The organism is Pseudonocardia sp. CA-142604 (assembly GCF_050948475.1).
In the GTDB taxonomy this organism is placed as follows: Bacteria; Actinomycetota; Actinomycetes; order Mycobacteriales; family Pseudonocardiaceae; genus Pseudonocardia; species Pseudonocardia alaniniphila.
This window is the reverse complement of record NZ_CP192045.1, coordinates 2824486-2835967: the sequence shown is the minus strand read 5'-3', so window position 1 is coordinate 2835967 and position 11482 is coordinate 2824486. Positions and strand designations below refer to the sequence as shown.

The 11482-nt window shown below is 71.1% G+C and carries 18 protein-coding genes; 14 read left to right on the top strand and 4 right to left on the bottom strand.

Going from position 1 to position 11482, the window contains the following annotated elements; all coding sequences use genetic code 11:
- Position 1: 1 nt before the first annotated feature.
- Together ACQPZQ_RS13040 and ACQPZQ_RS13035 are read right to left on the bottom strand one after the other, a co-directional pair.
- Positions 2–475, bottom strand: a complete 474-nt coding sequence (locus ACQPZQ_RS13040; RefSeq protein ID WP_241039307.1) for a (2Fe-2S)-binding protein — start codon at positions 473–475, stop codon at positions 2–4.
- Entirely contained in the window at positions 460–1362 is a 903-nt protein-coding gene (locus ACQPZQ_RS13035) for an FAD binding domain-containing protein (protein ID WP_433295385.1), read from the bottom strand. The genes ACQPZQ_RS13040 and ACQPZQ_RS13035 overlap by 16 nt, the downstream gene beginning before the upstream one ends.
- Positions 1363–1525: 163 nt before the next feature.
- On the opposite strand from ACQPZQ_RS13035, the gene ACQPZQ_RS13030 reads away from it, so the two are divergent.
- The 14 genes from ACQPZQ_RS13030 (at position 1526) to ACQPZQ_RS12965 (ending at position 10671) form a co-directional block, all read left to right on the top strand.
- Positions 1526–1768, top strand: a complete 243-nt coding sequence (locus tag ACQPZQ_RS13030) for a hypothetical protein (protein ID WP_241039305.1) — start codon at positions 1526–1528, stop codon at positions 1766–1768.
- Positions 1769–1785: 17 nt separating this feature from the next.
- Positions 1786–2652: an FAD binding domain-containing protein gene (locus tag ACQPZQ_RS13025; RefSeq protein WP_433295383.1), complete on the top strand. Its 867-nt coding sequence runs from the start codon at positions 1786–1788 to the stop codon at positions 2650–2652.
- On the top strand, positions 2649–3212 hold the full coding sequence (locus ACQPZQ_RS13020) for a (2Fe-2S)-binding protein (protein ID WP_433295381.1): 564 nt from the start codon (positions 2649–2651) through the stop codon (positions 3210–3212). Before ACQPZQ_RS13025 ends, ACQPZQ_RS13020 begins: the two co-directional genes overlap by 4 nt.
- Complete coding sequence (locus tag ACQPZQ_RS13015) at positions 3209–5596, top strand: aerobic carbon-monoxide dehydrogenase large subunit (protein WP_433295379.1); 2388 nt, start codon at positions 3209–3211, stop codon at positions 5594–5596. Before ACQPZQ_RS13020 ends, ACQPZQ_RS13015 begins: the two co-directional genes overlap by 4 nt.
- 3 nt (positions 5597–5599) lie before the next feature.
- Positions 5600–6190: an SRPBCC family protein gene (locus ACQPZQ_RS13010; RefSeq protein WP_433295377.1), complete on the top strand. Its 591-nt coding sequence runs from the start codon at positions 5600–5602 to the stop codon at positions 6188–6190.
- A 12-nt stretch (positions 6191–6202) separates the two neighbouring features.
- Positions 6203–6463 (top strand): hypothetical protein, encoded by a 261-nt coding sequence (locus ACQPZQ_RS13005; RefSeq protein WP_241039300.1) that lies wholly within the window; start codon positions 6203–6205, stop codon positions 6461–6463.
- A 13-nt stretch (positions 6464–6476) separates the two neighbouring features.
- Positions 6477–6704: a hypothetical protein gene (locus ACQPZQ_RS13000; protein WP_241039299.1), complete on the top strand. Its 228-nt coding sequence runs from the start codon at positions 6477–6479 to the stop codon at positions 6702–6704.
- A gap of 14 nt (positions 6705–6718) precedes the next feature.
- Positions 6719–6964, top strand: coding sequence for a hypothetical protein (locus tag ACQPZQ_RS12995; protein ID WP_433299164.1), 246 nt, complete (start codon positions 6719–6721; stop codon positions 6962–6964).
- 2 nt (positions 6965–6966) lie between these two features.
- Positions 6967–7299 (top strand): hypothetical protein, encoded by a 333-nt coding sequence (locus ACQPZQ_RS12990; RefSeq protein ID WP_433295374.1) that lies wholly within the window; start codon positions 6967–6969, stop codon positions 7297–7299.
- Between the two features lie 3 nt (positions 7300–7302).
- On the top strand, positions 7303–7665 hold the full coding sequence (locus ACQPZQ_RS12985) for a hypothetical protein (protein WP_433295372.1): 363 nt from the start codon (positions 7303–7305) through the stop codon (positions 7663–7665).
- Between the two features lie 206 nt (positions 7666–7871).
- On the top strand, positions 7872–8033 hold the full coding sequence (locus tag ACQPZQ_RS12980; RefSeq protein ID WP_241039295.1) for a lasso RiPP family leader peptide-containing protein: 162 nt from the start codon (positions 7872–7874) through the stop codon (positions 8031–8033).
- Between the two features lie 119 nt (positions 8034–8152).
- Entirely contained in the window at positions 8153–9952 is a 1800-nt protein-coding gene (locus ACQPZQ_RS12975) for an asparagine synthase-related protein (protein WP_433295370.1), read from the top strand.
- The gene (locus ACQPZQ_RS12970; protein ID WP_433295368.1) at positions 9936–10178 is read left to right on the top strand and encodes a lasso peptide biosynthesis PqqD family chaperone; all 243 of its coding nucleotides are present in this window, start codon (positions 9936–9938) and stop codon (positions 10176–10178) included. The genes ACQPZQ_RS12975 and ACQPZQ_RS12970 overlap by 17 nt, the downstream gene beginning before the upstream one ends.
- A 49-nt stretch (positions 10179–10227) precedes the next feature.
- Positions 10228–10671, top strand: a complete 444-nt coding sequence (locus ACQPZQ_RS12965; protein ID WP_433295366.1) for a lasso peptide biosynthesis B2 protein — start codon at positions 10228–10230, stop codon at positions 10669–10671.
- A 58-nt stretch (positions 10672–10729) separates the two neighbouring features.
- Here the strand turns inward: ACQPZQ_RS12965 and ACQPZQ_RS12960 are convergent, their stop codons facing one another.
- Both ACQPZQ_RS12960 and ACQPZQ_RS12955 read right to left on the bottom strand, forming a co-directional pair.
- Positions 10730–11167, bottom strand: coding sequence for a hypothetical protein (locus tag ACQPZQ_RS12960; RefSeq protein WP_433295364.1), 438 nt, complete (start codon positions 11165–11167; stop codon positions 10730–10732).
- Entirely contained in the window at positions 11164–11472 is a 309-nt protein-coding gene (locus ACQPZQ_RS12955) for a hypothetical protein (protein WP_433295362.1), read from the bottom strand. The genes ACQPZQ_RS12960 and ACQPZQ_RS12955 overlap by 4 nt, the downstream gene beginning before the upstream one ends.
- Positions 11473–11482 lie beyond the last annotated feature (10 nt).

Genomic DNA, 11482 nt, shown 5'->3' with positions numbered 1-11482 from the left:
CTCACGACGCCCGCTCCGCTTCCGCCTCGGCGGCGTGCCGCACCGACCGCACGATGTTCTCGTAGCCGGTGCACCGGCACGTCTGCCCGGAGATCGCCTCGCGGATCTGCGTGTCGGTGGGGTCGGGGTTGCGGTCCAGCAGCCACCGCGCGGTCATCAGCATCCCGGGTGTGCAGAATCCGCACTGCAGCCCGTGGCAGGCCATGAACGAGACCTGCAGCTGGTCGAGCCCGAACGGCGTCTCCAGCCCCTCGACGGTGTGCACGTCGCGCCCATCGGCCATCACAGCGAGGACGGTGCAGGACTTCACGGGGATCCGGTCCATCCAGACGGTGCACGCCCCGCAGTTGGACGTGTCGCAGCCCCAGTGCGTGCCGGTCAGGCCGAGCTCGTCGCGGAGCAGGTGGACGAGCAGCAGCCGCGGTTCGACCTCCCGCGTGTGCTCCTGCCCGTTGACGGTCACCGTGATCTCCACTTCACCCCCCGGCCCGCCCGGGCCACCGCCCGCTCCAGCGCTCGCACGGTCAGCTCGCCCGCCAGGTGCCGCTTGTAGTCGGCCGGGCCACGCTGGTCGTCGGCAGGCGAGCAGTGCTCCGCGGCGATCCGTCCGGCCTCCGCGAAGTGCTCGGCCCGAGCCGCGCGGCCGCGCAGGTACTCCTCCGCCTCCTGCGCCACGAAGTTCCGCGCCCCGACGGCGGTGAGCCCGATCCCCACGTCGGTGACCGTGTCGTCGTCGAGCCGCACCACCGCGGCCGCGGCGGCGACCGCCCAGTCCCCCGACCGGCGGTCCACCTTCACGTAGGCGCTCCCGGCGTCCGGGAAGATCGGCACCTGCAGCTCCACCAGCAGCTCGGCGTCCGCCACCACCGTCTGGTACGGGCCCGTGAAGAACTCGCGCATCGGCACCGTGCGCGTGTACGCCTCGCCCGCGTTCGAGCACCCCCGGATGACGGCCACGGCACGCAACGCGCAGAACGCGCCGGAGAGGTCCTCGGAGGGATCGGCCTGGCACACCGAGCCGCCGACCGTGCCGCGGTTACGCACGACGGGGTCGGCGATCACGCGTTCGGCGTCGTGCAGCATCGGGCACAGCAGCCCGACCTCGGGTGACGCCAGCAGGTCGGCGTGCCGCAGCAGCGCACCCAGCCGCAGGACGCCCTCCTGGAAATGGAGCTCGGCCAGCTCGGCCAGGTCGTTGATGTCGATCAGCATCTCGGGCTGTGCGAGCCGGAGTTTCATCATCGGGATGAGGCTGTGGCCGCCGGCCACCACACGCGACTCGGGCCCGTGCCGGTTCAGCAGCGCGATGGCGTGCTCGACGCTCGTGGCGCGCTGGTACTCGAACTGCGCAGGCACCTGCATGTCGCTCCCGACGCTGGGTGCGAGCCATCGTGTCTCCCGTCACATGACCCGGCAAGACCTCTTAAGTCTTCGCTTAGGCCAGGGGCGCCGGATGCGCCGATCGGGTGCAGCATGTCCGCACTTGACAGACCGGCACTTCCCGCAACGAGGCGAGTGAGGACGGATGGCGATCGAGTCGAGTGGGCACAGCCAGGACAACCCGCGCATGTACGAGCTGATCGAGGGCGCACCGAAGACCGGGAAGAGCCCGACGATCTGGGCCTGGCCGCAGATCACCGAGTACCTCAAGATCGCGGGTCAGCCCGTGGCCGGGCCGTGGCCGCCACACCAGGAGCCGCGCCCCGACCCCGTCGACGAGTCGCTCCCTGTCGCCGTGGCCGAGCCCGACCGCCGTCCGCGCCCGTAGAGCCGCAGGAGACGCCGATGTATCCGTCCCGTTTTCGCTACGAGGTCCCCCGCTCCCTGGACGAGGCACTCGCGCTGCTGCGGCAGTCCGGTGACGAGGCCAAGGTGCTGGCGGGCGGGCAGAGCCTCGTGCCGCTGCTGAAGCTGCGGTTCGCCTCGCCCGAGCTGCTCGTCGACATCAACGGCATCCCCGGCCTCGACCACCACCGCGAGGACCCGGACGGCACGCTGCACATCGGTGCCCTCTGCCGGCACGCCACCCTCGAACGGTCGGCGCTGCTCGCGTCGAAGCACCCGCTGATGGCCTCGGCCGCCCCGCTGATCGCCGACCCGATCGTGCGCAACCGCGGCACGCTGGTCGGCTCGCTCTGCCACTCCGACCCCCAGGGCGACTGGGCCTCGGTGCTCCTCGCACTCGGTGGGCACGTCGTCGCGCAAGGGCCGTCCGGACGCCGGACGATCCCGGCCGCCGAGTTCTCCGTCGGGCCGTTCGAGAACGCTCTGCAGCCCGGCGAGATCGCGGTGGAGGCCGTCGTCCCGCCGCCGGTCGGCGAGAGGTCGGGCAGATACCTCAAGCTCGAACGCCGTGTCGGCGACTTCGCCACCGCGGGCGTGGCCATCGCACTCGAGACCTCGGGCGGCCGGGTCCTCCGGGCCGGCATCGGGCTCACCGGAGTCGGGCCCAGCACCATCCAGGCCGTCGCGGCCGAGCAGGCGCTCACCGGGCGGCTGCTCGACACCGACGCGATCGAGGAGGCGGCGGCGCTGGCCGCCGAGGCGGCGCAACCGCGCAGCGACCACCGCGGCAGCGCGGCCTACAAGCGCCACGTCGTGGCGACGTTCGTCCGGCGCGGGCTCGCCCGCAGGGAGGCGGTGGCGGCATGAGGTACGGCGAGCCGGTCGACGAGGTCAGCGACGTCGTGCAGGACGAGCGGCGGATCACGCTCACGGTCAACGGGCGGCGCAGGGCGGTGGAGGTCGAGCCACGCCTGCTGCTCGCCCATCTCCTCCGCGAGGGGCTGGGGCTCACCGGCACCCATCTCGGGTGCGACACCACGAGCTGCGGCGCATGCACCGTGCTGGTGGACGGCACCCCGGTGAAGTCCTGCACGATGCTCGCCGTCCAGGCCGACGGGCACGAGGTCACCACCGTCGAGGGTCTGGGCACGCCGAGCGAGCTCGACCCCGTTCAGGAGGGGTTCTCGATCGAGCACGGGCTCCAGTGCGGCTTCTGCACCCCGGGGATGATGCTGACCTCGAAGGCCCTGCTGGAGCGCAACCCGGACCCGTCCGAGGACGAGGTGCGCTGGGCGCTGTCGGGCAACCTCTGCCGCTGCACCGGCTACCAGAACATCGTCAAGGCCGTGCTGTGGGCGGCGCGGAAGCAGGCGCCTGCAGGCAACGGGGCGAGCGCCAACGGGTCGGGCGGGGAGGCTGAGTCATGACCGCACTCGACGAGGTCAAGATCGGCGGGCTCGGTGCGAGCCGCCGCCGGGTCGAGGACAACCGGTTCGTCCGGGGCCGCGGCAACTACACCGACGACATCAAGCTGCCCGGCATGCTGCACATGGAGATCCTGCGCAGCCCGCTGGCGCACGCGCGGATCACCTCGATCGACACGAGCAAGGCGTGGGAGATCCCGGGCGTCCGGCTGGTGTTGACGGGCGAGATGATGGCCCAGCGCAACCTCGCCTGGATGCCCACCCTGTCCTACGACACCCAAGCCGTACTCGCCACCGACAAGGTGCGCTTCCAGGGCCAGGAGGTGTGCGTCGTCGTCGCCGACGACCCGTACATCGCCAAGGACGGCTGCGAGGCGATCGTCGTCGAGTACGAGCCGCTGCCGCCGGTCGTCAGCCCGGAACAGGCCCAGGCGCCCGATGCGCCGCTGATCCGTGACGACAAGGAAGGCCAGACCGACAACACCTGCTACCGGTGGGAGGTCGGCGACCGGGAGTCCACCGAGCGGGCGTTCGCCGAGGCGGACCACGTGTCACGGCTGAAGCTGCACTACCCGCGCAGCCACCCGTCACCGATCGAGTGCTGCGGATCGATCGCCGACTTCAACCCGGCCACCCAGAAGCTCACCGTCTACATGACCACGCAGGCCCCGCACATCATCCGAGCCGCGGTGGCGCTGGTGGCGGAACTGCCCGAACACATGATCCGGATCGTCTCGCCCGACATCGGGGGCGGGTTCGGCAACAAGGTGCCCGTCTACCCGGGCTACGTCGCGTCGATCCTGTGCTCGATCCTGCTCGGCAAACCCGTCAAGTGGATCGAGGACAAGTCCGGCAACCTCAGCTCCACGGGGTTCGGCCGGGACATGTACCTCGACAGCGAGATGGCTCTGCGCGCCGACGGGAAGATCCTCGCGGTGCGCCTGCGCGCCGACACCGACCAGGGCGCGTTCTTCGCCGACGCGCAGCCCAGCAAGTTCAAGATCGGGCTGCTGCACTCGGCGTTCGCCTGCTACGACATCCCCACCGGCCACATCACCGCGCAGGGCCACTACACGAACAAGGCACCCGGCGGCGTCGCCTACCGGTGCTCGTTCCGCGTCACCGAGGCGATGTACTTCCAGGAACGCATGGTGGCGGCCGCCGCGGCCGAACTGGGCATCGACCAGGCCGAGTTCCGCCGCATCAACCTGCTGCGCGACGACCAGTTCCCGCACCGCACGGCGTTCGGGTTCCTCGTCGACTCCGGCCAGTACGGGAAATGCCTGCAACTCGGGCTCGACGCGATCGGCTACGACGAGTTCCGCAAGGACCAGGAGATCGCCCGTTCACGGGGGCGCCGCCTCGGCATCGGGATCTCGACGATGACCGAGCCGCTCGGGGCGGGCAACAGCCGCGAGTACGACATCCTCGGCATCAAGATGTTCGACTCCGCCGAGCTGCGGGTGCACCTGACCGGCAAGGCGATCCTGCGAACCGGCGCGAAGACGCAGGGCCAGGGGCACGAGACCACCTGGGCGCAGATCGTGAGCCACGAGCTCGGCATCCCGGCCGCCGACGTGATCGTCGAGGAGGGCGACACCGACACGGCACCGTTCGGGATGGGCACCTACGCATCACGCAGCACGCCCGTGGCGGGCGCCGCGGTCTCGATGGTGGCCCGCAAGGTGCGCGCCAAGGCCCGCAAGCTCGCGGCGCACCTGCTGGAGGTGTCCGAAGAGGACATCGAGTGGGAGCTCGGGCGCTTCTTCGTGCGCAGCGCTCCCGACCGTGGCGCCACCATCCAGGAGTGCGCGATGGCCGCGTACTCCAACATGCCCGACGGGATGGAGCCCGGCCTCGAGTTCAACGCCTACTACGACCCGCCCAACCTGACCTGGCCGTTCGCCTGCTACATCGTGACGGTCGAGGTCGACCCGGAGACCGGCGTGTGGGACGTGCTGCGGGTGGTCGCCGTCGACGACTGCGGTGTGCGGATCAACCCCATGGTCGTCGAGGGGCAGATCATGGGTGGTCTCACCGAGGCGTACGCGGTTTCCAGCATGCAGTTCCAGACCTACGACGCCGACGGCAACATCGTGGGCTCGAACTACATGGACTACCTCCTCCCGACGTCCTGGGAGACGCCGGGCTTCGAGCTCCACGAGGTCGTCACGCCGTGCCCGCACCACCCCATCGGGGCCAAGGGGGTCGGAGAGTGCGCCGCGGTCGGTGGCCCGGCCGCGTTCGTCAACGCCGTGCTGGACGCCCTGTCCGACACGGGCGTCCGCAACATCGACATGCCGCTCCTGCCGGACCGCGTCTGGCAGGCCATCCAGGACGGGCGTGACGTGTCCGGTGCGCCGCCGATCCGCAGTGACCAGGGGTGACGAATGCTCATCGACAACGAGTTCGAGGTCGCCGCACCCGTCGACACGGTCTGGGCCTACCTGCTCGACGTGCCCAACCTCGTCCCGTGCCTGCCCGGTGCGGAACTGGTCGGTGACGACGGTGACGGCACCTACCAGGGCAAGGTCACCACGAGGCTCGGCCCGGTGCGGCTGAACTTCAGCGGCACCGCGAAGATCGTCGACACCGACGAGGCCGCTCACCGGATGGTGCTCGAAGCGTCCGGTTCCGAGGACCGGGGCAAGGGCACCGCGGAGATGACGGTGACGGCCACGCTGCGGGCCGCAGGCCGGGGCACGCGCGTGCACGTCGCCCAGGACCTGACGGTCTCGGGAGCCGCCGCGCAGTTCGGGCGCGGCATGATCTCCGACGTCACCAGCGTGCTCATGAACAGCTTCGCCGAGTGCCTGCAGTACAACATCGACAACCAGGGCCGCGGCGGCGCCACCGCCACGGCCGTGCGGGCCGCCGCACCCGCCAGCGGGCTCGCCATCGGGCTGCGAGCCGCCGTGATGGCCCTCAAGCGCGTCTTCGCCCGCTTCTTCCTGCCCTACGACGCGTCGCGCCTGCGCTGAAAGGAGATCGACGTGGTGCTCTGGTGGATCGGCAACGCACTGCTGCTGTTCGTCGTGCTGCCCGTGGTGATCGCCCTGCTCAACCGGGTGCTCGCTGCGGTGGAGCGGATCCGGGCCGCGGCCGACGACCTCCTCGTCCACGGCGTCGAACTGGTCGGCGAGGTGGACGGCGTCCCCGAACTGCTCGCGACGACCGACGCCACCGTCGAGCAGATCGCGGTCGGCGCCACGAGGTACGCGGGCAGCGTCGCGGCGCTGCTCCCGGCGAAGTAGAGGGGACGGGACGATGCCGGCTGTCGCCTGGGTCACGATCGTGATCGCCGCCCTGATCATCGCTGTCACGGCTGTCGGGCTGCTGCGGGTGATCCTGCACCTGCGCCACGTGCACACCACCCTCGGCGCGCTGCTCGGCGGCGTGCGAGCGGTCGCGGACAGCACTCGCACGGTGCCCGAGGTGGTGCCGTCGGTGAACGCCAACCTCGCCCCCGTGCGGGCCTGGACCGAGACGGTGTGAGGAGCGCAGTCGTGATGGTTCCCTTCGGATGGACCCTCGGCCTGATCATCGGGCTGGTGGTGGTCGTGGTGGTCGTCGCGCTGGTCACGCCGATCCTGGTGCTGGCCTACAAGATCGGCACGCAGGCCCAGGAGCTCGACGCGGAACTGGACCGCGCGCGCGTCCACACGGCAGGGCTCGCCGGGCTGAACGAGACCATCGACCACGCCACCACGATCATCGGTGGCCTGCAGCGCGGCCGCGCGCGGTTGGGAGGCTGACCATGTCCACCACTCCTGCGGCGCTCTCGCCGGGCGAGGTCACGTACTGGTCGGTGATCCTGCTCATCGGCCTGGTCGTCATCGTCGCGGTGGTCGTGCTGCTCAGCATGCTCATCGCGTACGTCAAGCGGATCGACCGGCACACCACCGCGATCGGCGGCACCCTCACCGAGATCACCGCCAACACAGCCGACACGAAGCTGATCCCGGCCACCGGCGACGGCCTCGACCTCGTGCTCGCGGAAGGTCTGCAGCACCACCTGTTCCTCGGGCGCGTCGTGGACAGCATCCCCACGCCCGCCGCGAGTGCCCCGCGCTCGGAAGGGAGTGCCTAGGCCATGTCGGAGACCACGCTGATCGTCCTGACCGTCGTCGAGATCGTCGTGCTCATCGCGGGCCTGGCGTTCTTCCTCTACTGGGTGGGTTCGCTACTGGCCAAGATCGCCACCACGCTCGAAGCCGGCGACGGGCTCGTGCGGCAGATCGTCGACGACGCCACGGTGATCAAGCCCGGCCTGGAACACATCAACCGCTCCGGCGGCGTCGTGGCGGGCGCCCTCCCACTGCTCTACGGATTCGCCGAGCAGATCATCCGGAAGGCCTCACCCAACCCCGAGCGCCCGAAGGTCGCGGCGCCGGCAGCCGGAAGTCGCCGCTCCCGATTGCTCGACGCCGTCGGGTTCGCCTCGCCGCGCCACTGACGGTCGTTTCACAAACAACACATTCGCCGAGCGCCCCCTTCACGGCCGTCGTGAAGGGGGCGCTCGGGCGTCCGGGATCGGAAAGAAAGAGCGCGCCGAGCGCCCCACGTCGGGCGAGGGTTATGTGCCGACGCAAGAAACGGACAATATTGACATACTGTATGTAGTAGACATACCGTGATCATCCACCCAGGGAAGGGGATCCCATGGAAATGGAAATCACGGAGACCTACGAGTCGCCCGTGCCCGTCAAGGAGACCTACGAGCCGCCCGCGTTCGTCGAGGTCGGCGGCTTCGCGGAGCAGACGATGGGGGCGGGCTACGTCTACCCCGAGGGGCGCCCCGCCATGCGGTACCTCGGTTCCTGAACCGGGCGCTCCGCAGGCTGATTCGTGCGGCGGGCGTCGGCTCCTGGTCGTCCTGACTCGGGAGTCGGCGCTCGCCGCCCGTCTGTACGCAGTCGCAGAACTCTGAGGGGGGAGTTCCCGTGCACAGCGGGCGCTGGTTCATTGTCCTGCCCGACTCGGAGCAGGCGCTCGCGATCGCGCGCCGCGTGCAGCCGTTCGCGTGTGGGTCGATAGCGCATGCGTCGGGCCGTCCCTGGCTGATGGGCTGCTGGGACGGCGACGGGATCGCTGTCGGCTCCTCGGACGCGAACCGGGTGGCCGCGATCGGCACTTTCTCGGCAACCGAAGCCGACCTCTCGCGGTGGGCGGCACGAGGTGACGAGCCGGAACCTCCGGGAGCCCTCCACCTGATCGCCTCCCTCGACGGGCGTGTGCGCGTACGCGGCAGCATGTCCGGCACCCACCGCGTCTTCCATGCGCTGGTCGACGGCGTCACTGTCGCCGCCGACCGGGCCAGGACATTGGCGTGGCTCACGGACGCGCCGCTCGACGAGGGCCAACTGGCGGTGCGGATGGCGTACCCGCAGCCGCCGCACCCGATGGAGGACACCGCGCTGTGGCAGGGCGTCGAGGCACTGGCCGGTGGATCGGTGCTGACCGTGGACCCCACCGGCACTGCCCACGTGCGGCGCTGGTGGCAGCCGCCGGAGCCGGAGCTCCCGCTGGAGGAGGGGGCGGTCGCGCTTCGCGAGGCGCTGCTCGAGGCGGTGGAGCTGCGGACGCGCGGCGGCGGGGTGCTCGGCGCGGATCTGTCCGGCGGGCTGGATTCCACCTCGCTGTGCTTCCTGGCCGCCCGGACCGGTGCCCAACTGGTGACGGTGACACTGCGGTGGGCCGCGGCAGGCAACGAGGACGCGGATTGGGCCGACCGGGCGGCCGCCCACCTGCCCGGCTGCGAACGCCTGGTCTACGGGCCCGACGAGCTACCGCCCTTCTTCACGGGGATCGGGTCGCTCGGCGAAGGCCGGTCGGAGGACGAACCGACGATGGGCGTGCGGGAGGACGCGCAGCAGGACGTGATCGACCAGGAACTGCTGAAGCGCGGCGCGCGCCTGCGGCTGTGCGGTCACGGCGGCGACCACGTGGTGCAATCCCCGCCCTCCTACGTGCACGGCCTGTTCCGCCGCTCCCCGACCGAGGCGTTGCGCAACGCGATGGGCTACCGGGCGCGGCACCGGTGGCCCGCGGCCGCCACCGCCCGCATGCTGCTGGACCGCACCCCGTACCGCCGGTGGCTCGCTGCGGCAGGCGACTCGCTGACCGCTGCGCCGACACGATGGCCGGAGCCGTGGGGCACGTCGCCGAGGATGCCCCCGTGGGCAAGTGGCGACGCGGTCGCCGCGGTCGCGGCCCTGCTGCGCCGGGCCGAGACCGAGCCGCTCGACCCGGCGCGCGGTCGTCATGGGCGAATCCACCAGGCTCAGACCGTCGGCCGGATCGGCCGCCAGATGATCATGCGCGAGCTGGTCACCGACTCCCCGTTCTGTGACGACAAGGTGATCGAGGCCTGCCTCTCGGTGCGCGCGGAGGCGACCGCCTCGCCGTGGGCGTACAAGCCGCTGCTGGTCCGCGCCATGCGCGGCCTGGTCCCCGACGAGGTGCTGACCCGCACCACCAAGGACCACTCGGGCGACGAGTGGTTCTCGGGCCTGAGGCTGCAGCGCCCGGCGCTCGCCGCACTGGCCGAGGACTCCCTGCTCGTCCGGTACGGCCTGGTCGACGCCGATTCGCTACGGCGGGCGCTGCTCAGCCCGCAGCTCGCCACCGTGCCCGCGCAGGCGCTGGAGCAGACGCTCGGCCATGAGATGTGGCTACGCGACCTCGAAGCCCACCCGACGCCCGCCTACCTGTGGAAGGAGCACCATGCGGCTGCGCACTGAGGTCGTCGCCGTGGACACGGACGACGCGCGGGTACTCCTGGACGAGCGCACCGGCCGCTACTTCCAGCTGAACCGGTCAGGGGCGCTCATCCTCGACGCCGTCCTCGCCGACGAGGACGCGGCCCAGCGCCTGACCGAGGTCTACGCCATCGACCCCGAACGAGCCGCCGCGGACGTCTCGGACCTGCTGGAGCGGCTCCGCGCGGCCGGACTGGTGGTCACGTGAGGACAGCAGCACCGCGGACGCCCCCGACGAGCGCCGGCGAGGAGGCACCGTGAGCGAGCGTGCGAGCGAGCCATCAGGCGGCGCGAGCCAGGCGCTGCACCGCGGAAACCGGCCGCCGGTGGGTCGTCGCGTCGTCGTCCACCTCGCCGTCGGCGCCGCCCGAATGCTCGCCCGCCTGCCACCGGGACGAATCCGGCGGGTGCTCGAGCTGCTCAGGCGCGGAGCCGCTGCCGCCACACCTGAGCAGGCCCTCGCCGCCCGCCAGGACGTCGTCGCGGTCAGCGTGCTCTGCTCGGGCCGGTACTGCCTGCAGCGCTCGCTCGCCACCGCGCTCGTGTGCCGGATCCGCGGTGTCTGGCCCACCTGGTGCACGGGCGTGCGCACACCGCCGTTCGCCGCGCACGCGTGGGTCGAGGTCGATGGCCGGCCCGTCGGCGAGCCTGCCGACACCGTCACCTACCGCCACGTCATGACGGTTCCTCCGGTGAACTGATCGCCGCGAGATCCGCCGATCAGCCCTCGCGAGGGCGCATATCCGGATCTCACGGTGATCACGGACCGTCCCGACGGCGCGGCGGCAGGGGGGCCGTGTTCGGAGCGTCCGAGTACTCGCCGATCCACTCGTCGCGCCAGGCGTTGTCGTACTGCTGCTCGTTGCAGAACGGGTGGTAGACGGCCACCAGTTCGTTGGTGATCATCTCCCGGTGCGGCCGGTTGCCGCCGGGCACCTCCAGGAACGCGACGTGCACCTTCCATTTCGACCCGGCGCGCTGGGTCCAGCAGCGCGCCCGCCGGTGTTTGAAGGGAAAGCCTTCGGCAGCGAGGTCGTCGGCGTGCCCGACGTAGATCACCGCGTACGTCTCGGGCTTCGCCTCGGGGTCGGGTTTGTAGAGGATGGCGTAGACCCCCGGCCGGGCGGGCGGGGTCCAGCCGCCGAGCACGCGGGGGCCTGAGAAGGCGTACCCCGCGAGGGAACCGAGGCGGATCATCCCTGGGCCAGGTCCGGATCAGGGCCGATCTCCATGTCCTCCTCCTCGCTCACCGCCTCCACCCGCACGACCGGGTAGTCGGGAAGGCCCGCCTTGGCCACCGCGGCGGCGAACGCCGTGCGTCCCTTCTCGACGGCCTCCTCTCGGGTGTCGGCGACAACGACGAGCTGGGCGCCGTAGCGGGTGGTGCCGATCCCGGTGGCGATCCCGCCGCTCGGCGCGACGGCGTCGGCCAGCTCGACGACCTCCTCCAGCTGCATGACGCGGTCGCCCTCGGCCTCGATGCCGACGCTCCACCTGGTCATCTGTTCCCCT